The 25,688-nt window shown below is 41.0% G+C and carries 17 protein-coding genes and 1 pseudogene; 13 read left to right on the forward strand and 5 right to left on the reverse strand.

The window, feature by feature from the left end; genetic code table 11:
* The first annotated feature begins 78 nt into the window (after nt 1-78).
* The 4 genes from RB214_RS16630 (at nt 79) to RB214_RS16645 (ending at nt 8,365) form a co-directional block, all read left to right on the forward strand.
* Nucleotides 79-2,607: a TonB-dependent receptor plug domain-containing protein gene (locus RB214_RS16630; RefSeq protein ID WP_375144330.1), complete on the forward strand. Its 2,529-nt coding sequence runs from the start codon at nt 79-81 to the stop codon at nt 2,605-2,607.
* A gap of 206 nt (nt 2,608-2,813) precedes the next feature.
* Nucleotides 2,814-3,707, forward strand: a complete 894-nt coding sequence (locus RB214_RS16635; protein WP_309167839.1) for a hypothetical protein — start codon at nt 2,814-2,816, stop codon at nt 3,705-3,707.
* Nucleotides 3,708-3,916: 209 nt separating this feature from the next.
* Nucleotides 3,917-6,313 carry a PKD domain-containing protein gene (locus RB214_RS16640; RefSeq protein WP_309167840.1) on the forward strand — a complete coding sequence of 799 codons (2,397 nt, stop codon included), beginning with the start codon at nt 3,917-3,919 and terminating at the stop codon, nt 6,311-6,313.
* Nucleotides 6,314-6,475: 162 nt separating this feature from the next.
* On the forward strand, nt 6,476-8,365 hold the full coding sequence (locus RB214_RS16645) for a monovalent cation:proton antiporter-2 (CPA2) family protein (RefSeq protein ID WP_309167841.1): 1,890 nt from the start codon (nt 6,476-6,478) through the stop codon (nt 8,363-8,365).
* A 1,155-nt stretch (nt 8,366-9,520) separates the two neighbouring features.
* Here RB214_RS16645 and RB214_RS16650 read toward each other — a convergent pair.
* The 3 genes from RB214_RS16650 to RB214_RS16660 all read right to left on the reverse strand — a co-directional run bounded on the left by RB214_RS16650 (nt 9,521) and on the right by RB214_RS16660 (nt 13,765).
* Complete coding sequence (locus tag RB214_RS16650; protein ID WP_309167842.1) at nt 9,521-10,234, reverse strand: hypothetical protein; 714 nt, start codon at nt 10,232-10,234, stop codon at nt 9,521-9,523.
* Between the two features lie 139 nt (nt 10,235-10,373).
* Nucleotides 10,374-12,164, reverse strand: coding sequence for an alkaline phosphatase (locus RB214_RS16655; RefSeq protein WP_309167843.1), 1,791 nt, complete (start codon nt 12,162-12,164; stop codon nt 10,374-10,376).
* Nucleotides 12,165-12,175: 11 nt separating this feature from the next.
* Nucleotides 12,176-13,765, reverse strand: coding sequence for an alkaline phosphatase (locus RB214_RS16660; RefSeq protein WP_309167844.1), 1,590 nt, complete (start codon nt 13,763-13,765; stop codon nt 12,176-12,178).
* A 582-nt stretch (nt 13,766-14,347) separates the two neighbouring features.
* Here RB214_RS16660 and RB214_RS16665 point away from each other — a divergent pair.
* From RB214_RS16665 to RB214_RS16695, 7 genes and pseudogenes are all read left to right on the forward strand, one after another.
* The gene (locus RB214_RS16665; protein ID WP_165743225.1) at nt 14,348-15,097 is read left to right on the forward strand and encodes a GntR family transcriptional regulator; all 750 of its coding nucleotides are present in this window, start codon (nt 14,348-14,350) and stop codon (nt 15,095-15,097) included.
* A 290-nt stretch (nt 15,098-15,387) separates the two neighbouring features.
* Nucleotides 15,388-15,504 (forward strand): annotated as a pseudogene (locus RB214_RS16670) (putative sulfate exporter family transporter); the annotation flags it as partial.
* A gap of 426 nt (nt 15,505-15,930) precedes the next feature.
* Complete coding sequence (locus RB214_RS16675) at nt 15,931-16,140, forward strand: cold-shock protein (RefSeq protein WP_024595869.1); 210 nt, start codon at nt 15,931-15,933, stop codon at nt 16,138-16,140.
* A gap of 186 nt (nt 16,141-16,326) precedes the next feature.
* The gene (locus RB214_RS16680) at nt 16,327-16,536 is read left to right on the forward strand and encodes a cold-shock protein (RefSeq protein WP_007580429.1); all 210 of its coding nucleotides are present in this window, start codon (nt 16,327-16,329) and stop codon (nt 16,534-16,536) included.
* Nucleotides 16,537-16,767: 231 nt separating this feature from the next.
* Nucleotides 16,768-17,016 carry a DUF3297 family protein gene (locus tag RB214_RS16685; protein WP_002963088.1) on the forward strand — a complete coding sequence of 83 codons (249 nt, stop codon included), beginning with the start codon at nt 16,768-16,770 and terminating at the stop codon, nt 17,014-17,016.
* A gap of 168 nt (nt 17,017-17,184) precedes the next feature.
* On the forward strand, nt 17,185-18,090 hold the full coding sequence (locus RB214_RS16690; RefSeq protein ID WP_309167845.1) for a homocysteine S-methyltransferase family protein: 906 nt from the start codon (nt 17,185-17,187) through the stop codon (nt 18,088-18,090).
* Nucleotides 18,077-19,618, forward strand: coding sequence for a BCCT family transporter (locus RB214_RS16695; RefSeq protein ID WP_309167846.1), 1,542 nt, complete (start codon nt 18,077-18,079; stop codon nt 19,616-19,618). The genes RB214_RS16690 and RB214_RS16695 overlap by 14 nt, the downstream gene beginning before the upstream one ends.
* Before the next feature lie 161 nt (nt 19,619-19,779).
* On the opposite strand, the gene RB214_RS16700 is transcribed toward RB214_RS16695, so the two are convergent.
* Nucleotides 19,780-20,196: a MerC domain-containing protein gene (locus tag RB214_RS16700; protein WP_309169043.1), complete on the reverse strand. Its 417-nt coding sequence runs from the start codon at nt 20,194-20,196 to the stop codon at nt 19,780-19,782.
* 141 nt (nt 20,197-20,337) lie between these two features.
* Here RB214_RS16700 and RB214_RS16705 point away from each other — a divergent pair, with 141 nt between their 5' ends.
* Both RB214_RS16705 and RB214_RS16710 read left to right on the forward strand, forming a co-directional pair.
* On the forward strand, nt 20,338-22,767 hold the full coding sequence (locus RB214_RS16705) for a TonB-dependent receptor (protein WP_309167847.1): 2,430 nt from the start codon (nt 20,338-20,340) through the stop codon (nt 22,765-22,767).
* 32 nt (nt 22,768-22,799) lie between these two features.
* A complete protein-coding gene (locus RB214_RS16710) occupies nt 22,800-24,203 on the forward strand; it encodes a 5-methyltetrahydrofolate--homocysteine methyltransferase (RefSeq protein WP_309167848.1) in 1,404 nt (467 codons plus the stop codon).
* A gap of 97 nt (nt 24,204-24,300) precedes the next feature.
* On the opposite strand, the gene RB214_RS16715 is transcribed toward RB214_RS16710, so the two are convergent.
* Nucleotides 24,301-25,602, reverse strand: coding sequence for a DEAD/DEAH box helicase (locus tag RB214_RS16715; protein ID WP_309167849.1), 1,302 nt, complete (start codon nt 25,600-25,602; stop codon nt 24,301-24,303).
* Between the last annotated feature and the right edge of the window lie 86 nt (nt 25,603-25,688).

The raw sequence follows: 25,688 nt of genomic DNA on the forward strand, positions 1-25,688 counted from the left end.
TGCACTAGGGTAGCCGCTTCTATATGATGCGCTCCTTCTAAAAATCAATAGTCAGCAGCCCTTAAGGGAATCAACATCATGTTAAAGCAATTATCAGCCAAAAAAGTAGCACTTAGTCTGGCCGTTACCTCTGCGCTTAGCGCGTCTTATTCACCAGCGTTTGCTGCTGAGCAAGACACACAAGCTCAAGAAAGTATTGAAGTCATTTCGGTTACTGGTACACGTAGAAGTTTACGTAGTATTGCCGAAAGTACCGTACCTGTAGATATTATTACCAGCGGTGATATGCAAAGTACGGGTCAGCTAGAAATAAGCCAAATACTAGCAAACCAAGTACCTAGCTTTAACTACCCAAGTGCCACTATGGGTGATGGTACTGACCATGCAAAACCAGCTGTTTTACGTGGTTTAGCACCCGATCACACCCTAGTGCTAATTAATGGCAAACGCCGCCATGCAGGCGCGTTATTAAACTTAGCGGGTGTTGTTGGCCGTGGCTCTACTGCTGTTGATTTAAACATGATTCCAACTTCAGCTATTAAACGTGTTGAAGTACTGCGTGACGGTGCTGCAGCGCAGTACGGCTCAGACGCCATTGCAGGCGTAATTAACATTGTACTTAAAGATGCCTCAGAAGGCGGTAGCGTAAGCGTAACGTACGGTAAATACGATACACAAATGGCTGGCGTATCTCAGCTAGAAAGCACCTACGCAGATGCAAACGGTAACCTTGCATTTAATTTAGGCGGCGATAGAGAAGTAAACGACGGCGCAACACGCACTGTTAGTGCAAACTCTGGTTTTGCGTTATCTGATAACGGCTTTGTAAACGTATCTATTGAGTACCGCGATAACGACTCAACTCAACGCTCTGGCTTTGACCCGCGCCCACAATACGCCAAACTTGATGACGGCAGCTTAGACCCACGCGAGTTTACTATCGACCGTTACAACCACCGCTTTGGTAAAGCCGACCTTGAAGACTACGCTTTGTTTTACAACATGGGTTACGATTTAGATAATGGCTTAAACCTATACTCGTTTGGTAGTTACTCAAAACGCGAAGGTAATTCAGGTGGTTTTTACCGCCGTGCAAAAGACGACCGCAACGTGTTAGAAGTATACCCAGACGGCTTTTTGCCGCAAATTGAAACCGATGTACAAGATTACTCATTTGCACTAGGTTTAAAAGGCGAAACAGGCGAGTGGACTTGGGATGTAAGTACCAACTACGGCCGTAACGACTTTGGCTTTGGCGTTGTAAATAGCATTAATACATCGCTAGGTGCCGACAGCCCAACCGAATTTGACAACGGCGCATTGGTTTATGACCAATTTATTGTTAATGGAGATGCCAGCACAGCATTTGATTTAGGTTTACCAGATGACGTATTTTTTACTATAGGTGCTGAATACCGCCACGAAAGCTACAAAATAGAACAAGGCGAAGAAGCTTCTTATATTACCGCGCTTGATAGTAACGGCAACCAAATTGCAGCAGGTGGTGCACAGGTACTATCTGGTTTTGGTCCGCAAAGTGTTACCGACGAAAGCCGTCACAACGTAGCCGTGTTTGTTGAGTTTGATACTTACCTAACAGAAAACTGGAACCTTGTTTTAGCAGGTCGCTACGAAGATTACAGCGACTTTGGTGACACATTTACTTCTAAGCTTGCTTCGCGTTACAGCATTACTGAAAACCTATCACTGCGCGGTGCAATTAGCACAGGTTTCCGTGCGCCATCACTTGCTCAAAGCTCGTACCGCCAAATCTCTACCGTGCTTGAGAACAACGAACCGTTTGAAGTAGGTTTATTCCCAACCGATTCAGCAGCAGCGCAAGCACTTGGTGCGCAGCCGCTTGACGCAGAAGAATCTGTAAACGTAACAGCGGGCTTTATGTACACGCAAGGCAGCTTTAGCCTAACAGTAGATGCCTACCGCATTGATATTGATGACCGTATTGTTTTGTCTGAAAACTTAGAGGGCGATGCAGTTGTTGAAATACTACAAAATGCCGGTGAGCTAAATACCGATAGAGTACGTTACTTTACCAACGCGATTGACTCACGCACACAAGGTGTAGATATAGTTGCCACTTACAACTTAGATTTAAGCGATTTAGGTGACTTACGCCTAAACGTAGCCGCTAACTTTAACGACACCGAAGTAACACACGTAAACGACAACCCAAGCGAACTTAACTCACTAGGTGACGACTACGTAGTGTTTGCACGTCGTGAAGTAGGTCGCTTTGAAGAAGGCACGCCAGATAGCAAATGGAATCTATCAGCAGTGTGGAACTTTAACGAATGGCAAACAACGCTTCGTGCCACACGTTATGGTGAAGTCGCTGATATATCAACCACAGCTGATCGCGATGAATACCTAGACCCTAAGTGGATCACCGACCTAGAAGTGGCATACCGTCCAGACGAATATTGGAAATTTTCCGTTGGTGCAAACAACTTATTCGATCAATACCCACAAGCAACTATGGATAACATTGGTTACTCTGACTTTGGCCAAATATTCCCGTACACACCGTATGCACCTTACGGATTAGACGGACGCTTTTTATACGGTAATATTACTTACAGCTTTTAATTAGTTCCCTAATAAATGCTGAGCAATTATAAAAGGATGCATCGCGCATCCTTTTATATTAATAATTAGTTATTTTAACCACTTATTAGTATTTCAACTTTCATAAAAAACAACCACCCTATATAAAACAACAGCTTACATTTCGGCCTCATTTTTGCTCTATATTGTTTATATAAATACAAACAATAAATACCAAAGGACTAAACATGAGCTCATCAACACAATTAAGCATTACAAAACCACTTTCACTTGTTGGCGGCATTTTATTATTAAGTGGCTGTGTATTTCACATATCGCCAAGCGTTGCCTCAGTAAAGCAAACTCAACAGCTATCACTGCCAAGCAATAATCTTGAGTATTTAAATGTATTAAGCGGTGCAGGTAGCCTTGAAATAAAAGGCTCAAAAACGGCCATCAGAATTAGTGTTAACGCCACCATTTACACAGCCGACATTGAAGACGAATACGAACTAACGCTCGAGCAAGACGGTAAACAGGCAAAGCTTGTTGCCCAAAATAAAAGTCGTAATGGTATTAGCTTTTACAGTGGCCAATCTCCAAGTATTAATTTAGTGGTTACTGTGCCAAGTAATCTAAATTTAGATATTGATGATGGCTCTGGCGACATTTTAATAAATGCTATGCAAAGCAATATTGATGTAAAAGACGGCTCAGGAAATTTAACAATAAGCGGTGCTAAAAACCTAACTGTTGACGATGGATCAGGTGAAGTAAACTTTGAAAACATCGCAGGTAATTTAGAATTAACCGACGGCTCTGACAGTATTCATATAAACAACGTAAGTGGCAATGCAACTATTGACGATGGTTCTGGCGAAATGCACGTGAGCAACATAACCGGTTCGCTAAACGTTGAAGATGGCTCGGGTGATATAGTAATAAGCCATATTAGCGGTGCAGTTAATGTTGATGATAACTCTGGCGACCTGCTTATTGAGTATATTGGTTCAAGTGTAACAATTGAAGACGGTTCGGGTGATATTCGCGTTAATCATGCAAAGGGGCTGACTATTACTGAGTCGGGCTCGGGCGATGTAAGTATCGATAATATTAGCGGTTCAGTAAAAGTAGCAGACTAACTTTATTTAACTGCCATTTAATATACTTTATGCCCTCTCAATCTGGGCATAAAGCACTCCCCTCAAAGTATAAATGATTCAAAATTAGCACTGTTTCACGTTAACTATTTCCTAAAATAATGCAAAAGTACTTATTTGATTTATTTTTTTGCTTTATAGCTAATTTAGGTACATATTGATATTCAACTTATTAAAAGGATATTAATATTATGAAATGGAAGTTATTAATTTTAATTACTGCTTTATTCACCCTCGTAGCTTGTGGCTCTGGAGGTTCAGACTCCAAAACAGTAACTAAACCAGTCAGTACTAACACAAAGCCTATTGCAGTTATTACTACCGAGCAATCGGAGTTTAAAGTAAATACCACCCTCGTTTTTAGCGCAGCACAAAGTAGTGACCCTGATGGCGATGCACTCACCTATCAATGGCAATTAACCAGCAAAAATGCGCAAGTAGAAATACCGATTACGGTTAATAATGAAAGTACCGTTGAGTTTTCAGTATCTGAAGCACAAGAGTACCAATTAGTATTAACCGTGAATGACGGCAAGCTTTCAAGCACACCTGCACAAAAACAATTCACCGTTACTGCAAATACCCAACTAATTGCTAACGCAGGTAGCACACAAACCGTTAAACAAGGTGATGTTGTGCTTTTAAATGGCGCGCAAAGTAGCACAACCAGCGGCGCCATTAATCAATACAAATGGCAATTTATTACCAAGCCCGTAGCAAGTAATGCAACGCTTGAAAATGCGACTCAAGTAAAAAGCCAGTTTGTTGCAGACGAAATAGGCGAGTTTAAAGTTGAGCTTACCGTTACTAATTCACAAGGTGATACAGCAAGCACTGTCGTACTCATAAAAAGTGAATCGCTTAATTCTAACTCATCACCACAAGCGGTTATTAACGTAGAAAATAAAACAATTGCCCCAAATGAAGTTGTTACACTTTATGGTAACCAAAGCACTGATCCCGATAAAAACGATACGCTTAGTTATGCGTGGGCAATTACATCAAAACCCCAGGGCAGCACGCCGGCTCTTTCAAACATGCAAAATCATACCGCTGGATTTTCAGCGTCAACAGCTGGAGATTACTCGCTTTCACTCACTGTTACCGATCAACAAAGCGAAAGTGATACCGCATCAGTTATTTTAACTGTTACCACAAGTAATAAAGCCCCCGTTGCAACACTTGAATCCGAACGTGATATTACGTTAAACGAATCAACCACTTTGCAGTGCCAACAATGTAGCGACCCAGACGGAGATACGCTGAGTTATAACTGGCAGTTACAAGCCAAGCCTTTAAATAGTACATCACAACTAACTAACAACACATCAGCAACGCCCTCTATTGTTGCCGATAAAGAAGGCGACTACGTTGTAAGGCTTACAGTGTCTGATGGGCAATTAAGTTCAAACCAAGCAACCTCAGCACTGCATGCCAGTAGCAATAAAAAGCCTGTTACTTTGGTAACTTATGAAACCTCTATAACGGTTGATGAACAAGTTTTACTTGATGCTTCAAATAGTTACGATCCAGAAGGCCAGCCACTAAGTTACCAATGGGAAATCATTTCGTCGCAAGGCCAAGCAACGCTTAGCAGTAATACAATACCAAAACCAACGTTTAGCGCATCAGTAGAGGGGCAAGTTGTTATTTCGTTACGCACTAACGATGGTGTGCAGTTCTCTGACACAAAAACCCTAACAATTGATGTAATACAAAATGCACTGCCAGTAATTAGTTTCACGGGGGAGCAATCGCGCTACGATGTAGTGGGTAATACAGTTAAATTTGATGTAAGCCAAAGTTACGACCCAGAGGGAACCTCTCTCGATTACGCTTGGACACTATCAGCCCCTTCAGGCTCGAGCACCAGCTTAAGCAATACAAACCAAAGTATTACCGAATTTATCGCCGATATGACAGGTATTTACACGCTAACCGTTGTAGCAACTGATGCTGATGGCTTTTCAAAAAGTGTGCAATTTTCAATTACAGTAACTAACTCTGCACAACTTACCGGTCGCATTAAAGGACAACTCACTAATGTGCAAAAAGCGGCTATAAGCAATGCACCGCTAACAATTAATGGACAGCAGTACAGCACCAACACAAATGGCTTTTTTGATGAAGAGGTTAATTTAGCGCAAGGTGAAAAAATAACGATAAAAACAGCAGATCAAAGGCTAGCAACTGGGGAATACAACTCTGTAGCTATTACGCAAGGCAACTTTACTGTGGATATAGGCCAAAATAGCATGCCCGTTTTACAAGCTGTTGAGGTTTCGGTATTTGTGTGTGCTGAGTTTTCAGGCCCCGACACCGTTAATTTACGTTTTAACATGGTAGATACACTTTTAGCGTCAGATAGCTTTCAATTTAGCTTTGATCAAACAAAACCACTTACTTTGCAAAAAAGCGGAAGTACTTACCTCGATAGCGAATTGGATATCGACCTACCTGCATCTGCCGAATTTGAAGTAACAGCAATTGAAACAAACGTTGAAAATACAATCAGCTCAAACATTACTATTTACCATTCTGATTCAGGCCAACCAAGCTCAGCAATTATAAGTATTTGTAATATTTAGCTCCCAATAAGCCCTTCAACACAAAGTGCTATTTTTAGCCCAGTAGTTATAACCATTAGTGTTATAGCTACTGATAAATAAGCAACTTTGAGCCATATAATCCATTGTATTTTATAAGCAGCTAAGCCATTATAAAAGCCTTGATGTTATTAGGATAAACGCGTGTTAGAAATTGCTTTAATTTACTTAGCAGCAGCCATTGTAGCTGTGCCTATTGCAAAACGAGTCGGACTTGGCTCAGTATTAGGTTATTTAATTGCGGGCATACTTATTGGCCCTTATGCGCTGGGTGTTGTGGGCGATCAAACCGATGTAATGCACTTCGCTGAATTTGGCGTAGTAATGATGCTGTTTTTAGTGGGCCTTGAGCTACAACCTTCGCGTTTATGGACATTACGCCACTCTATTTTAGGGCTTGGCGGCTTACAGGTTGTGTTATCGGCAGCGGCTATATTTGCATTTTGTTATTGGTTTTTTGCCATGCATTGGCAAACCGCACTCGCCATTGGTTTAATGCTCGCGCTCTCCTCTACCGCTATTGTACTGCAAAGCCTTGAAGAAAAAGGTTGGCTAAAGCAAGAAGCCGGACAAAACGCTTTTTCGGTATTGCTGTTTCAAGACATCGCAATTATCCCTATTTTAGCCCTATTGCCACTGCTCGCATTTGCCCCGCAAACTAGCACAAAAGAAATCAGCGATTCGATTATTGCAAGCTGGCCTGTATGGCAACAAGTATGTGTTTCGGTTGCGGTTATTGCCGCTATTATTGCCGGCGGTAAATATGTATCGGCGCCGTTATTTAGATACATTGCCCAAACGCACATGCGTGAAATATTTACTATTTTTGCACTGTTTTTAGTGGTCGCTATTGCACTGGTTATGCAAAGTATTGGTTTATCGCCTGCATTAGGAACTTTTTTAGCAGGCGTTGTACTTGCCGAGAGTGAATTTAGACACGAATTAGAAGCCGATATAGAACCCTTTAAAGGCTTACTTTTAGGACTGTTTTTTATAACTGTTGGCGCATCAATTAACTTTGAACTGCTATTTAACGAGTTTAGTACTGTTATTGGCTTAGTGGTTTTACTTATTGTAGTTAAAGCCTGCATTTTATTTGCCCTTGCCGTTACCTGTAAAATTAACAGTAAACAGCAGTTATTATTTGCCTTAGCGCTTGCCCAAGGGGGTGAGTTTGCCTTTGTACTTTTAAGCGTAACCACCACCTTAAGTATTTTAACGCCCGAGCAAACCAGCCTTGTTACCTTAGTTGTAGCGGTATCAATGCTAATAGCGCCGTTACTACTTATGGTTTATGAGCAAATACAAAAACGCAGCAGCAGTGCTCCGCCTGAGTTTGATAAGCCAGAGCAAATTAACACCGCTAAGCACGTAATTATTGCGGGCTACGGACGTTTTGGCCAAATTATGGGGCGTTTACTGCACGCGCAAGGCTACGAAATTACCGTACTTGATCACAGCCCTAGCCAAATAGAATTACTACGCCGTTTTGGCAATACTGTATTTTATGGCGATGCCGCACGCCAAGAACTCCTTGAAGCCGCAGGCGCGCACACCGCGCAAATGCTGGTAATTGCAATTGATAACCCAGATAAAACTATCGAGATAATTAAGCTCGCGCATAAAAACTACCCGCAGTTAAAAATTGCTGCTCGCGCAATCGACCGCCGCCATGCGTATCAGTTACTTAATTTAAAAGTAGATGCGTTTAACCGCGAAACAGTCGACTCAGCTATTAACCTTGCCGTAGAAGCACTCGAGTTACTAGGTAACACTAAGCAAGATGCAGAGCGTGCTGGTAAGCTGTTTAGAGACCACGACCGCGCTGCGGTTGTGCAACTTGCCGAGCTGTGGGGCGACGACGCCAGCTACGGCGTAGCCGTGCGCCAACGCATGGAAGATTTAAAACAAGTTCTGCAACAAGATAAACAAGCACAAAGCGATTTAAATACCTGCGACAGCGGTGATTGCGAAGACGGCTTAACAGAGCTAGCTGATAGACCCAAAAAGCCTGATGATTCTCATTTGGAGTAGTGTTAAGGCTTTTATATTTGTGCTGTTGGCAATAGCTTGCAGCACATAAACTTGAGATATGATTGCTAAACGCTCTATTAAGCCTGTAGCTGGCACTGCGACGAACATTCAATCCCTAAATAATTTTTAATAATATTTTTGTTTTTTGGATCATTTTTCCAACGACGATAACCTCTTAAGAAGCTTTCAACATCAGTATTTTCACCGAATGTGTTATTATTTTTTTTCTGAGCATTCTAGTAAGTATTGTTCCGCAACAACCTTCAATGATTCCTTCTTATCTGTAACCAATTTTAATTCAAAATCCATATACTTAGTAATCTTAGACACGTTTATACAATGCTCAAACTGATTATTTTTCCCGAAGAAATCTTCAGATAAATTAGTTTTCCCTCCGCTAATCATATGAGCTCGAAAACAACTTGCGACAATAATTAATAACTCGGGGGGTGGATAAAACCCAGATTCTATGAAGTATAAAAAGCTGTTTAATAGATTACTTTCTACTAGTTCACACTCAATTACATTATGTAATGAGTTTTCTCTAGCATATTCCAGCTATGTTCAAGCTTTGCGTAGTATGGAAACTCATTATGTTTATAAGAAGCTTTTAAAATTTCTCTCACTTCCACTACATCTTCAAGATGTATTTTTATAAGCGCCTGCAAAAAAAACTTTCCCTTTCACTAATTCAGTCAACTCATCAATATCCATTTTTTCACCCTAATTTAAACACTAATAAAACAAGACAAATACAAACAGTAACCGTTGAAACATTCTCAACTCTCACTACGCTTAGTAGTTTCATAATCAACTTTTCCATAACTAAATAACCTCTTTATATAGGATTAGTTTCCATTATATCGTCCTTTTAAAGAAGCAAAGAGCCATTAACTCAAGCTAATATCATTAATGAATGAGACTCTAGCTTTATTACAAAGAGGCTTTAAATCTTGGTCGCGTACCGATATTAAGTAACGTCTGTTTTATCAAAAAAGAACCGCCGTCGATATGTTAACTTTGAAAATACGAAAAAAGGTATTTGATTAGGTTATATCTGTGGCAGGAATTTAGGGTAGCTCTTTCAGTGTTACATTTAGCTCATAGCCTTTCATTCTTTCAGCTATGAGCTACTACATTTAAAAACGCTAAAATCTAGTGATGGTGCCCGCCTTGAATAGCCTCGCCCTGCTGGTTATAAAAGCCAGTTGCACTGTGCTCTATAAAACCAAGGTTTATCATTTTAGCTAAAAATGGGTCGCCTTCGTTATCGCCAATGTCGGCGTAATCGGTGGTTTGAAAGCGATCCCACTGTGCAAATTGAGCAGTAATTAATGGCACATCAGTGCTTACATTGTTAAGGCTTAGCAAGGTAGTTATTTGGCTTTTTTTATTACTAATGCTAAATGTTTTAACTAATTTTGAATGCGTAATAAAGGCAAGGTAAAAGTCGTTGCCATTTTCGCTCAGTGTATAGTTTTTTACTTCACCGCAGCCTGTGCCTTGTGTGCTTAATAAGGTCATTTTTTCGATTAAGTGGTTATCCACCAGCTGACTTTTAGCACTCCAATTTTGTACGCCGCGTACTTCAGATGGTTGGTATTCAATGCCGCGTTGCTGGGCATTAAAGTAACGTATTGGTCGTATTTGATTATTGGCTAAGTGCTGCCAAATCTCGGTTATTACTTCACTTTGATGCGCTACTTGCTGGTTGTTTCGCCAAAGGGTAAGTGACTCGCTACTTTGCTGTGCTTTATGGCTGTTGGTAATTTTATAATCGGCTTTTAAATGCTTGGCATCAATACCACATTGCGAGGCAAAGCTACTTGTACTTACAAGCGTGGCAATTATTAATAACGCTTTTTTCATTTAGCTATCTCTTATTTATATTTCAAGTTTATGGCAATAACATAACGATTATAAATGTCAGTTTAATGACAAAAACCCCGCACCGTAGGCGGGGTTTTTTATTTAGATATATTTAACTAAATTTATAACTAGCCGGTATTTATTGCGCTAGTTTTTCGTCTGCTGTTTTTACAAAGTCAGCGGCAAAGTCCATTACATGGAATAAAAAGCTTTGCTCGTTTGTGCCTGTTACCAAGTGTGCACCTGGCCCCATTGCATAAACGCCTACGTCTTCACCGGCATGTGTTTCTGAGCCCATTGGTACCAGTGCTTCTTGATGAAAACCAGGTGTTGTTGTATCAACATCTGTTAAATCAACACGCCCTGTAACTGGTGCAAAGGCATAACCTGCATCGGCATCGGTCTCGCTACCTAGGTTTCTAAAGCCACCACCATTGGTGTAACCAACCGTTGTATAAGGCATATCGTCGGCAGCTAAGCTTGGCTCAGTAGCGCCTACTGCAACCACTTTACCTAAAATTGGGTTGCCGCGTTTAGGGTAACCGGCAATGGTAAATACATGGCTGTGATCGGCAGTTACAACTATTAATGTTTCTTCTGGGTTGGTGTTTTCCATCGCCACTTTAACGGCTTTAGCAAGCTCAATAGTGTCGTTTAACGCGTTATAAGCGTTACCCGCATGATGCGCGTGGTCAATTCGACCCGACTCAACCGTTAAGAAAAAACCTTGCTCGTTGTTATCAAGCACATTTATTGCTTTTTCGGTCATTTGTGAAAGCGAAGGCTCGCCTGCTACATCGTTTGCGCGGTCAGCTTCGTACTGCATGTGGGACTCGTTAAATAACCCAAACACTTTAGTGGCGTCGTTACTTATTGCATCAAAACCGGTTTGATCCATTACGTACGTGCCATTTGGATATTGCGTTTTCCACTCTGCGGTTAAGTCGCGGTTATCTGTTCGATCCCCTTCAACAGCACTTACTGCATCGGCTGAATTAAACGCGGCATCTTTTGGTAAAAAGTGACGACGACCGCCGCCCATTACTACGTCAATACCGTCTACATCAACACCACTAAAGCGTGCTTCTAGGTTGGCTTCAAAGTTAACCAGTTGCGATGCAATGTCTTCACACGTTGCGGCACTTTCTGGCATATCGGAGATATCTTCCCAGTTACGCTCTGCCGATTTAGCATACGTTGCAGCTGGTGTTGCGTGAGTAATACGCGCTGTCGAAATAATCCCTGTTGCTTTGCCTGCAATTTCAGCAAGCTCTAACGAGGTAACAAGTTCGTGCCCTTTGCCTGATGCACAATTACCACGTTCAACCGCTTCATCAATACCAATAACGCCCGCATCGGTTTTAACGCCCGATGCCATTGCGGTCATAGTGCCTGCCGAATCTGGCGTTTGCGCATCTACGTTGTATGTTTTTACAAAGCCCGAAAAAGGCATAGTTTCAAAGCTTAACTGGTGATCTTCACCCATTTCACCCTCTAACTGACCCGCTAAAATACGTGCTGCGGTTATGGTAGAAATACCCATACCATCGCCCACAAATAAAATTACGTTTTTAGCTTTGCCTGATTCAGTAACAATGTTGCTACTGGCTGTTTGTGCAGCACCCAATTTTGTTTGTGCTTCACTAAACCAAGTATTACTAGTGAGCGAGGCTAACTGCTCGCTTGTTAACGACGTTGCAGGTGCATTACACACTAAATTAGTTGAGTTAACTTCGTCGCTGTCTAGCACGTCGTTATTATTGGTATCTGCGCCTACTTGCGTCTCTACACCGCCATTAATGCACTGCTCAGAGCCCACTGCAATAGCGTTATCTACTGCGATAATATTATTTTCATTTTTGTTATCGTCACTCGAGCAACCTGCTAGCGCGACCATTACTGCCAAAGAAAGTACCGTTAATTTGTTCATGTTAGCCGCCATTATTGCTGAGTTAGTTCAAGAGCTTGATTAATTAGATGAAACACTACGTTTTGTTCAATTACGCCTTGTGCTAGCTGAGCACCAGGACCTTTAGCATGCAAAGATATGTCTTCACCTGCGTGTGTTTCTGACCCCATTGGTACGGTTGCTTCTTGGTGAAAACCTGGGGTTGTTGTATCAACCCCATTTAGCTCAACACGCCCTGCTACAGCAGCACTTGCGTAACTTGCATCAGCATCAGTCTCGTCGCCTAGATTTCTAAAACCTAAGCCATTTGCGTAACCGACTGTGGTGTACGGCATATCGTCGGCGGCTAGGCTTGGAGTAGTTGCACCTACTGCAACTACTTGACCTAAAATTGGATTACCACGCTTAGGGTAGCCTGCAATAGTAAATACATGGCTGTGATCGGCGGTTACTAAAATAAGGGTTTCTTCTGAGTTGGTGTTATCTACCGCTGCTTGCACGGCTTTAGCAAACTCAATGGTGTCGTTAAGCGCGTTGTATGCATTACCCGCGTGGTGCGCGTGGTCAATTCTTCCCGACTCAACCGTTAAGAAAAATCCATTATCGTTTTTACCAAGCACTTCAATTGCTTTAGTGGTCATATCGGTAAGTGAAGGCTCGCCCGCTACATCGTTTGCGCGGTCAGCTTCGTATTGCATATGGGATTCGTTAAATAAACCAAACACTTTAGTGGCGTCATCTGCTATTGCATCAAAGCCTGTTTGATCCATTACGTACGTAGCATCTGGGTATTGTGTTTGCCACTCAGTTACTAAGTTGCGCTCGTCAGTGCGGTCGCCTTCTATAGCACTTACTGCATCTGTTGAGTTAGCTGTTTCGTCTTTTGGTAAAAAGTGACGACGACCGCCACCCATTACAAAATCAAGACCGTCTACGTCGGTCCCTACAAATCGTGCTTCTAGGTTTTTTTCAAAGTTAACCAGTTGCGATGCAATGTCTTCACAGCCACCTGTTACTGCATCTTCTGGCATATCGGATACGTCTTCCCAGTTACGGTCAGCCGATTTAGCATATGTGGCAGCAGGGGTAGCATGAGTAATACGTGCTGTAGAAATAATACCGGTAGATAGCCCTTTAATTTCAGCCAATTCAGTTGCGGTAATTAGCTCGTTACCTGCCACTGTTGAACACACGCCGCGTTCAATATCTTCGTCTACACCAATAACGCCCACATCGGTTTTTACACCGGAAATAATAGCCGTCATCGTGCCTGCTGAATCAGGAGTTTGAGCATCTACGTTATACGTTTTAACTTGTGCAGAGTATGGGAACTCTTCAAAGCTTAAATAACCTTCTTCGCCAGATTGGTTATTACGCTGCCCTTGCAAAATACGCGCGGCGGTAAGAGTAGAAATACCCATGCCATCGCCCACAAATAAAATGACATTTTTAGCTTTAGTGGCTTGTGTAGCCTGCGCTTGTGCTGTTTTTGTTGTTAGTTTAGTTTGCGCAGCGCTATACCAGCTGCTGTCTTTTTGGCTTTGCGGTAGTACATCAGCATGGCTAACTGCGCTAAACGCAAATGTTAGCACGATTGCCGCAGCGACTTTTTTAATTTTCATCCGTAATTCCCATTGTTTAGTGGTTATTTTTTGAAATGTGTAAACACAAAAAAGATCAACCGCTGCACTATAGAAAACAGATGTGACTGATAAAGGTAATTTTGATGAAAGTAAGATGACTAAACTATTACAAAAATAAGTCACAAAAAAAGCGCAACGCGTTAAACGTTACGCTTTTAAGGGAAATTATTGAGGGAGTTATTTAAAATCTGGCGAAAATGCTATATCTAACCCAGATCCCCTGTACATGAAACCACTACTACCTTTGCCGGAGAGTTAAATTCGTCAACTTCAGCTTTAGTGTAAGTGGTATCACCGGTACTACGGGTAAATTTAATCGAGTAATTGTATTTATAACACTGAAAAACAAGTGGCAAACCCAGTGAACAAACAATCCTTCAAGTAATGTGGTTACTCCACCTGAGATTAAAATGAATGAGGACGATTTTTAAACATAATATGCAGTTTGCCTCAATAAGAAATTACTGCGGTAGCTCACGTTTAATCAAGAAACGCAAATATGCGTAAAAGGCTTCACCTATGATATAACTACAAGTGGATTAAATTTAATGGTAAATAACAATGAGTAACTCTATGTTTGATCACAAATTAAGTAGCCCAAGCTTGGATTTTCAACCACTCTACTTACAAGTGTCTGATAGTATAAAACAACTCATTGTTAAACGGCATTGGTTGCCCGGCGAGGCTTTACCAAGCGAATTTCGCCTTGCTGAAGAATTTAACGTAAGCCAAGGTACTGTTCGTAAAGCGCTTAATTTATTAACCGACAATAAAATAGTAACTCGTCGCCAAGGCGTTGGTACATTTGTATCTGAGCATACCTCGCAAGATGCCTTATTCAGGTTTTTTCCTTTACAAGCCGACGGTAAAAGTGACAACTCACCAAAGGCAGAACTGCTATCGGTTGAGCTTTGTGCAGCGCCTGCTGAAGCTATAAAGGCTTTGCAGCTAAATAAAAAAGACAAGGTTACTAAGCTAGTTCGCAGACGTACTCTCGATAACGAATTTTGCATGAGCGAAACTATATACCTACCGCAAAGCTACTTTCCTGATATACATAAAAGTAGTGATATACCGCACACTCTATATCATTACTATCAGAGTAAATTTAACCAAACGGTACACAAAACCCAAGACAGTATTAAAGCCGTACTTGCTACAATAGATGATGCAAAAATGCTTGCTATAAAAGCAGGCGATCCACTGCTGTTAGTATCGCGCATTACCGAATCAATCGAAGGTAAGCGTATTGAATACCGCCTAAGTAAATGCCGTAGCGATCACTATCATTACCAAATTGAGCTCGACTAGTTAAACGTACTTCAACTACTAATTAGCAATCTTAGCGCGTAACCATTAAATATTTTTTAAAGGCACCATAATGAATTAGGTGGTGCACTTCCAATTAGAATCTATGAAGCCTTACCTTGATGGCTTTCTGCAGGCTTTCCACCCACTAATCAGCCGCTTTGCTGTAAACGCAGCATGATTCACTTATTACATAACGCATCTTCGAGATAAATGCCTATTGAAATAATTAAGTACCTACCTTCCAGTAGGGTCTATTTATTAAGCTTAGAGTAATAATATTGTGTACAAACGGTATGAAAACTAATTTAGGAAAACTAACCGAAGTAGGTATGAAACCCATTATTTTAATTGTGGCTGAAACACTTTGGATTGCGTTATTAATACTTGGATTTGTAATTTGGAGCTAAAGAATTGCATTATTTAGGGTATATCTAAAAAAAAATTAGTAGGTAATTAGGTCATGTTTTAACCAATTAAAAGCTGTGTTTTGCCTACTTTAAAACTACGCACAAAAACAGGCTTAACATATTGATTAAACAAAGCTTACCTTTATTTTAAAAGTATAAAATATCATCTTAATCATAACTATTTAATTAAAAAAACAACAAACAAATAAAGTACTTACTCTAAAATAAATTTACAATAGGGCTTGGTATATACTTTAATTTACTGTTATCCTGCCTCGCATCGGGTTGACAGAAAACCCTATTTATTTGTAAGTACCACGTTGTTTTAGTAATAATCCTTCGCGTTATCCTCAGTTAAATGTATGTTTTCTTCCTGTTAAATTGCCTAATTTAAGGCGCACTTTTATTAATCCTTAGGATACTATTATGTCTACAACTACAACTGGTACAGTTAAATTTTTCAACGAAGCAAAAGGTTTTGGTTTCATCGAGCAAGAATCTGGTCCTGATGTTTTCGCACATTTCAGCGCAATCTCTGGCGACGGTTTCAAAACTTTAGCTGAAGGCCAACGTGTACAGTTTACTGTTACTCAAGGTCAAAAAGGTCCACAAGCTGAAAACATCGTTAGCATCTAATTGCTTTCGTTAAAATGGGTTAGCAATAACCCATTTTGAATACTAGTTTGAAAGAAGTTCTGTTTTATTTGTTAGTACCCCGTTGTTTTAGTAATAATCCCACGCGATATCCTCAAGTTAACTATTTTTTCCGGCTCAATCGCCTCTTTTCAGGCACACTTATATTAATTTTTTAGGATACATATTATGTCTAATACAACTACTGGTTCAGTAAAATGGTTTAACGAAGCAAAAGGTTTTGGTTTCATCGAGCAAGAATCTGGCGCAGACGTTTTTGCACATTTTAGCGCAATCTCTGGCGACGGTTTTAAAACTTTAGCTGAAGGCCAACGTGTACAGTTTACTGTTACTCAAGGTCAAAAAGGCCCTCAAGCCGAGAACATTGTTAGCATCTAATTGCTACACAATTTAATGGGTTAGCAATAGCCCATTAATATACTTATCTATATAGTTTTTAGTCAAATATCGTCAAAATCCCCTTCTATACATATTTTCCAAGCGCAATCTCATTTGTATACACAACTCATTAATTAGTACATTTTTAAACACATTTACTACTATCTCTCTTGAGCGAAAGCTTTGTATTGCCTACAATAGCGCATACTTCATTCAATATAGAATATGACCATGAACGACACTACCGCAAAACCTGCTTTACCAGATCGCCTTTCTATTAATCCACGTAGCCCACATCATGTGGAAGAAGTTTTTGAACACGATATTGGTATCACGTTCAACGGCAAAGAGCGTTTTGATGTTGAAGAGTACTGCATCAGCGAAGGTTGGATAAAGTTTGCATCCCCAAAAGGGCTTGATCGTCGCGGACAACCGCTTTTACTTACAAGAAAAGGCACTGTTGAAGCCTTTTATAAGTAAGCTAATACTACTTACTAAAAAAGCGACACCATATTGGGTAGTCGCTTTTTTTGTGCCTTTTTAATAGGTTGAGCTTTTTTCATGCCCAACCTGATGAAGTTTCATTATGATTTTTTAAAAAATATGTTTGAATAGCGCCATATTATTTAGACATATAGAAGTCCATAAGTGAAAAAGGTAACAATTTTAGATGGCGGCATGGGACGTGAACTTAAGCGCATTGGCGCACCGTTCTCACAGCCACTTTGGAGTGCACAAGCACTTATAGAAGCTCCTCAATATGTAGCACAAGCTCATCAAGGCTTTATAGATGCAGGCGCTGAAATAATTACGGTTAACAGTTATGCCTGTGTGCCCTTTCATTTAGGTGAAGAACGCTACGAAAGCCAAGGCGCGTTACTCGCAGAGCAAGCGGCGCTTATTGCTAAAGAAGTAGCTCAAAATGCTAAACAAAGTGTATTAGTTGCAGGGTCATTACCCCCTGCATTTGGTTCATATCGCCCCGATTTATTTGAAAGTAAACGTGCTTTTACTATTTTAAATACCTTATACAATGCACAAAATCTCCATGTAGACCTCTGGCTTGGCGAAACAATATCGAGTATTGAAGAAGCACAAGTAATGGCAAGCGTACTTAAAGGCTCAACTAAGCCATGTTATTACGCATTTACCCTAAGTGACGAAGTAACTGAGCAGGCAACGCTGCGTTCAGGAGAGCTGGTAACCGATGCCATAACCGCACTACTTGAGCAGCAAAACATTGCAGGTATTTTCTTTAATTGCTCTATCCCTGAAGTTATTGAGCAAGCACTGCGTGATACTAATAACGTATTAACTAAGCAAAATAAAAAAGTAACGTTAGGCGCATTTGCTAACAGCTTTACTCCTATTTCAAATGCTCACAAAGCAAATGAAGCAGTGCAAGACTACCGTGATTTATCTCCTAACGAGTATCTTGAGTTTGCAAAACAATGGCATAGCCTTGGCGCTAATATTATTGGTGGTTGCTGCGGAATTAACCCAAGCCATATCAAAGCACTCGTGCAATGGAGAAATTCCATTGAAAAACCTTAACTTTGAGCTGGCTATTCCTGCAATTACATTAGTAATTACTTTATTAGTTATCTCAACTTTATATCCAGAGCAATCACAATTATTAGCAAGCAACGCCATGCATTTTGTAACAGGCTGGTTTGGTTGGTTAGTAGAGCTTGTGAGCTTGGCTTTAGTTGGTTTTTTATTTTGGTTAGCTTTTTCAAAGTACGGATCTATTAGGTTAGGTGAAGAAAAAAAAGAGCACTCTAACTTTTCGTACGGCGGTATGATTTTTACCGCAGGTGTAGGTGCTTCTCTTATATATTGGGGAATTGGTGAGCCGATGTATTATTTGCAATCGCCACCACTTTTTGCCGAACCAAATAGCTACGCAGCAGCAGCTTGGTCTGTTACTTATTCTATTTTTCATTGGGGCGTGACTGGCTGGGCCATTTACTGCTTTCCGGCAATCCCGTTTGCGTACGCGTTTTACGTACAAAAAAAGCGTACTTTAAAGCTCTCTACCCTTTGCGAACCTGTAGTAGGCAGCAATCCTATTATTGCTAAAGCAATCGATTTACTTGCAATTTTTGGCACCCTCGCAGCTTTTGCAAGCTCGCTAGCACTTACTGTATCTTTATTAAGTACTGGCGTTTCTGCATTATTAGGAATTAAAAACAGCTTATTACTCCAAGGCAGTATTATTTTATTATTTGTTTTAATGCTTGTTGCGGTAATGCTTGTTGGCTTTAAAAAAGGCATTAGTAAAGTGTCCGACTATACGGTTGTAGCAGCAATATGCTTTGCCTTATTTGTATTACTTGTGGCTGACTCTCAGTTTATTTTAAATAACTTTACCGACTCAATAGGTGTCATGCTCGATAACTTTTTTAGAATGTCACTTTGGACCGACCCAGTTCAAAAAAGTGGTTTTTCGCAATCGTGGACTCAATACTATTGGTTTTGGTACTACGCTTATTTAATTATGATGGGGCTTTTTATTACCCGCATTTCGCGTGGACGTACTATTAAAGAAGTTATTTTGTACACTATTTCGATGGGTTCACTCGGCTGTGCATTCTTTATATCAATCTTTGGTGGTTATGCAGTATGGGCACAATTAATTGGTGGCTTACCTGTTCAACAATGGATGAGCGAAGGCGGTTTAACGTTTGCAGTAGTTTCACTAATTCAAACTCTACCATCGGGTAATATTGGCTTAGTATTATTTTTGATTATTCAATTTTTTTTAATGCTAACGACTATGTCAAGCGCAAGCGTTGCCACCGCTATGTTGACAACTAATAAACTAGAACTAAATGGCGACCCCGATCATAAAGTTAAGCTTCTATGGGCTGGTGCAATTGCACTCATTAGTTTTAGCGTATTTTTATGCGGTGGTGGAATAGATACTATTAAGTCACTCTGCGTTGTAGCAGGCCTACCAATGATGTTTATTTACATGATTTTAGTAAAGCAATTAATGATGCAGCTAAAAGGTGTAAATCAAATAAAAACACTTGAGCAGTATGAAAGTATAAATTCCGAAACAGTTAAAGTGAATTAGTAACATTTTAAGGCCTCATATTATGAGGCCTTATTTACTATTACTGAGCATGTTACTACAGCATGAAAGAGGTCGCCTTTTAAAACAAAAAAGCCTTAGTATTTAAAATAAATCAGTATTAATTTAGCCGACGTAGCCTTACCACCAGCAACAACTAAGCGTTAAACCATTTGATCCAATTTGCTACCTGAACACGGGCATTTTTCGTCATTTTGCTTAAGGCATTGCTGGTAATTAAACCAATGAGCTACAGCAATAAACGCTGATCCTATTAAGGTTAGCGCTTTTTCGGCTATTTCATGCCCTAGCAATACTGCGCATATCATAAAGGCTAGCCCTATAACGCCGCAAGCTATATAACGCATAAGTTTATGCTTTTTACAGCCTAAGCTTAATGCCAGTAAACTGGTGGGTAATACCGCTGCAAGAATCCATAAATGAAATTGTTCACTATCTATTTGCAATACAGCAAAGCTTGGTAATAACGCTAAAATAACCGGGGTTGCAAAACAATGTACTGTGCACATTACCGATAACCCAATTGCCACACGATCCATAACACTTTGACTCGACTTCATTATTTCCTCTACTAAATCAGTGTCTCCACTCAAAAACGTTACTCTTAAAGAGACATTTTAATAACATCAGTTAATTGCTGTTGATATATTATAACATTACTCACATAATTGATATAACATAACATCTAACAAGGTAGTCAAATGAAACCTAGATCACAATTAGCTGTTCTCATCGCAGCTTTATTACCAGCAAGTGTGCTGGCATCCACAATTGAAGGCGCTGTTTTAAACAATCAAGGTAAAATAGTTACCAATGCAACCATAGAAGTTGAAGGCTCAGACCTTAAAGTCACCACCGACGAAAACGGTAAATTTGTTATAGCAGAGCTAAACAATGGCTTAAAAGAACTTCACGTTGTAGCCCCTGGCTATGCGCATCTCCATCGCGATATAACAATAACGAATGATGAAAACCAATCGGTTACGTTTAATTTAAAGCGTTCGCCTATTGAAGTTATTGATATTGAAGCAACCCCTATTCATATGTCGGCAATGGAATCTGCCTCACCTGTTAGCGTTTTATCTGGCGAACAACTAAGACGACAACAAGCTGCAACACTTGGCGACAGCCTTGAAAAACTCCCAGGCGTTAATACTAACTTTCACGGTAAAGTAGCCAGTACACCAATTATTCGTGGTTTAAGCGGCCCGCGTGTACTCATTACTCAAAATGGCCTTGATGTAAGCGATGTGTCGCGCGTTGGCCCTGATCACTCTGTTGCGTCAGAAGCCTCTACCGCACAACAAATTGAAGTATTACGCGGCCCAGCAACACTGTTTTATGGCAGTGGCGCCATTGGTGGTGTAGTTAATGTGGTAGATAGCCGTGTACCAACCGACAGCACAACACGCGGCGAGTGGAACGTAGAACATAACTCGGTAGATAACCAAAAAGTAGCCTCGTTTAATGCCACCACAGGCACAGACTCGGTGGCTTTTTACGCCGATGCATTTTGGCGTGAGGCCGACGACTACGAGGTGCCTGTAGCTGCCGATATAGATAGCGATGGTGAAGAGCATCGCGGCGATTACACTGTTGAAAACAGTAATGAAGAGTCTGACGGTTTTACTGTCGGCGCTAGCTATTTAATGGATAACGGCTTTATTGGCTTAGCAGTAGAGCAATTTAATCGTCAATACGGTATTCCTGGTCATACGCACGGCGAGGAAGAAGAGGAAGAACACAACGACGAAGAAAAAAGCGTATTTGCTGATTTAGAACAAACTAAAGTGCAATTATTAGGTGAGTACAACCTAGATAATAAATGGCTAAACAAAATGAATCTCCGCGCTGGCCATACCGACTACGAACACGCTGAAATTGAGAGCGGCGCTGTTGGCACTACCTTTAAAAACGAAACCAACGAATTACGCATAGACCTACTGCATAACCAATTTAACGAATGGAATGGCGGTATTAGCTTTCATTACAAGCAAAGCGATGTTGAAGCACAAGGTGAAGAGGCCTTTACTCCTCCATCTAAAACCGAAAGCTTTGCTGTAGCGTTAATGGAAGAAAGGCACTTTGGTGATTTTTTAGTGCAGGTAGGTGCGCGTATTGAGCGAGTAACAATTGAAGCAGGCGACGTATTACTGCCAAATATTGACGCTCACGCACACGATGAAGCAGAAGAAGCAGAAGAAGCAGAAGAAGCCGACGAGCATGATCATGACCACGAAGAAAGCGCAGAAACCACTCGCGTATTTGATGTAGAGCATGAATTTACGCCAGTCAGTTTATCGGCAGGGGTAGTATGGAATTTTACATCTAACTATAACTTAGGGCTTTCGGTATCGCGCTCTGAACGTGCACCTTCTGCCTCTGAGTTGTTATCGTTTGGGCCGCATATTGGCACTGGCACTTACGAAGTAGGCGCACTATTTGATTTAGATGAAAACGACCATTTGGGTTTATCTGAACAAGCAATTGACCTGGAAACAGCCAATAATATCGATTTAACCCTACGTAAAACTCAAGGCGATGTTGGCTTTATTTTAAATGCCTTTTACAACCAAGTAGATAACTATTATTACCAAATAGACACCGGTTTATTCGCCGAAAGTGGACACGACCATGGCGATGAAGAAGAAGGCGTTGACGAGCACGACCATTCATCAGAGCTACCCGTTTATTTATTTAAAACAGATGATGTAGTTTTACACGGCTTTGAAGCGCAAGTTGCATGGCAACTAACTAACGAGTTTAAGCTAGATGTATTCTCTGACTACGTTCGTGCACGCCTTAAAGACGGCGGCGATTTACCCCGTACACCACCGCTTCGTTTTGGCAGCGAGCTAAGCTATCAAACAGATAAACTCAGTGCGCATATTCACGTAACTCGCTATCAAAAGCAAGACCGCACAGCCCCACAAGAAACAGCCACAGACGGTTACACCTTAGTTGATGCGAGCATCTCTTACGACCTTTCAGTATTAAACCAAGATATGTCTGTTTACCTGCGAGGCACCAACTTAACAGATACAGAAGCACGCGTGCACAGCTCGTTTGTAAAGGATATAGCGCCACGTCCAGGACGTAGCTTTGCGCTAGGTATTCGCGGTTATTTTTAAGCATTAAAAAATTATAATTAAGGGAAATAAACATGAAAAAACTATACAAATTAAAGCTTATTGCACTGGCTATTAGCACTACATTTATTACAGCTTGTGGTGATGCAGAAACCAACATTGTGGAACAAGATCCTATTGTTGTAGAAGATGAACACGATCACGACGATGATGATGATCACGACCATGACGACGGCTACACCATAGAATCACTTGGCAGACTTGCCGTACTGGCTGGGGATAGCAACGAAGCGAGCTTTTTTGATTTAGACGATAACGCACTGCTTGATACGTTTGTATTAAACGATGAGTCGAATACGTTGTCGGCTTCGCCTGACTTTCGTTACGCTGTAATTACAAACCGAACTCAAGATTACCTAGGGTTTATAGACGGCGGTATGTGGCGCGAAGATCATGGTGAGCACTTGCATGATTACGAGCAAGGCCCTGCATTTAGTAGCTACGAGCTAACAAGTGGCAGTCGCCCTACTCACTTAATAACTCACGACGGGCAATTAGCTGTTTTTTATGATGGTGATGCAGACTCAGGTACGGTTGCCTCTGTTGAAGTATTAACAGATAACAACATAACAAGCGCAACAGCAACACTACCGGGTATTAGCTACGATATTAATATGCACGGTGTAGCAGAGCCTCGCGGTGAGCATTTATTATCAACCATTCGCCGTGATGACAGCGAAAGCACATCGGTTGCTAAAGTATTGCCAGACCAAGTAGGTGTTTATTATTTTCATGATGGTGAATATGAGCTTGAACAAACCTTAGAAGTTACGTGCCCTGATTTACACGGTGCGGCACAAAACCACGACTACGTAGTATTTGGCTGTAGCGATGGTGTGTTATTAACCCACCAGCACGATGATGAATACGAAGCTGAAAAAATAGCGAACATTGCAGCCGTTGGCGATTTACGCATTGGTAGTATTTATGGCCACGAAGATAGCGAGACCTTTATTGGCGTAGCATCTGGCCACGGTGGCGGCGAAGCCGTAATTGTAACTATTAACCCAGCAACAGCACAAATGGAAGAACTAGAATGGCAACTAGCCGATGGCGCAAGTGCTGTATCGTACTCTTTTTCTGCCCATGGCGAGCACTTTTTAATATTAGACAGCTTAGGCTTTTTAAATGTATTTAGCGCACACGACCATGATGGCGAAATGCATTGGGAGCTTGAAGGCCAAGTTGATATTACTCAAGCAAACGTAACCACAATGCCCGAAGGAATGAGCTTTAGTATGACAGTGGCGCAAAATGGTCAGTTTGCTTATGTAGCCGACCCTATTGCTCAGCACGTTGTGCAAGTACACCTTGAAGACTTAGAAATTGAAAGTGAGCTAGAGTTAACTTTTCCACCTACAAGCATTACCTGGTTAGGGATTGCACAAGAAATAGAAGATGAAGATCACGACCATTAATTTAAAACTAACGCTTTAAGTTAAAGCCACAAAACAAAAAACCCGTAATTAGGTTTACTAATTACGGGTTTTTACAGCTATTTATTTAGCTCTATTGTTACTTACGGCGCCAGCCACTCCATACATCATCTATATCATCGGCTTTATTTTTTTTCTTTTTCTTGCCTGTGCCTTCTGGTTTTGCCATTGGCTTTTCATTTTTAAGCGCCTCGGCAGCATCAAGATTAGCTTGGTTTACAGCAAAACCGGTTACTTCTTCACGCTCTAAACGTAGTTTGTTTTTCTTCTCGATTATTTTAAAGTGATGCAAATCTTCGTAATCAACCAATGAAAGCGCTAAGCCTACTTCACCAGCACGGCCGCTTCGACCAATACGGTGCATATAATCAGAAGGACTTCGTGGTAGATTAAAGTTTATTACCACTGGCAGCTTTTCAATATCTAAACCACGTGCAGCAATATCGGTTGCGATAAGCACCTCTATTTCGCCGGCTTTAAATTTTTCAATTACACGAGTACGCTCACTTTGGCCTTTATCACCATGGAACACTTGTGCATTCACACCGCGTTTTTCAAGTTTACTGGCTAAATGCTCACAGTCTTTTTTAGCATTTACAAAAATAAGTGCTTGGCGCCATTTATGGATTTTAATTAAATGCGCTAAAACCGTGGTTTTTTCGCCTTTATTTACCGTAAACACGCGTTGAACAAGTGTGCTTTCATCTTTATTTTGTACTTGTATTTCAACAGGATTAGTTAACAGTTCTTGCGTTAATTGAGTGACTTGCTCTGGGAAGGTCGCTGAAAACAACATGGTTTGTTTTTTAACAGGCATTAACGCTAAAAGATCAGCCAGCTCTTCGGTAAAGCCAAGGCTTAGCATACGGTCGGCTTCATCAAGCACTAAGGTCGTCACTTTATCGAGCTTAATAGCATTGCTTGAGATTAAATCAAGCAAACGACCAGGTGTTGCCACAATAATATCGGCGCCGCCGCGCAGTGCCTGCATTTGTGTATTAACCGATACACCACCAAACACCGCAACCGTTTTAATCGCGCCATTAAAATTTGCAGAATACGATTTAACGCTATCGGCCACTTGCGTAGCAAGCTCACGCGTCGGTACTAAAATAAGCCCCGTTACAAAATTACCTTTGCTGGCAGTATTTTTAGCGCCCTGCTCTAAAAATAGGGTTTGTAGCATAGGTAAAGCAAACGTCGCTGTTTTACCTGAGCCAGTATTTGCCCCCGCAATTAAGTCACTTCCCGTCAAAATACTCGGAATTGCTTGTGCCTGAATAGGTGTAGGTTGTGTGTATTCAAGATCAGACAATCGAGCAATTAGCTCTGGAATTAGGCCAAGTTCTTTGAAATTACTAGGATTTGCGGCTGAGGTCATAAAATTTGCGGGCTCATTACTAAAATAGCCTGCAATTTTAGCGTATTTATTACCCGTTAAGTAGGGGTTAGTGATTTTAATGTGGT

Origin of the sequence: Pseudoalteromonas sp. HL-AS1 (assembly GCF_031198785.1) — a bacterium.
Taxonomy (GTDB): Bacteria; Pseudomonadota; Gammaproteobacteria; order Enterobacterales; family Alteromonadaceae; genus Pseudoalteromonas; species Pseudoalteromonas distincta.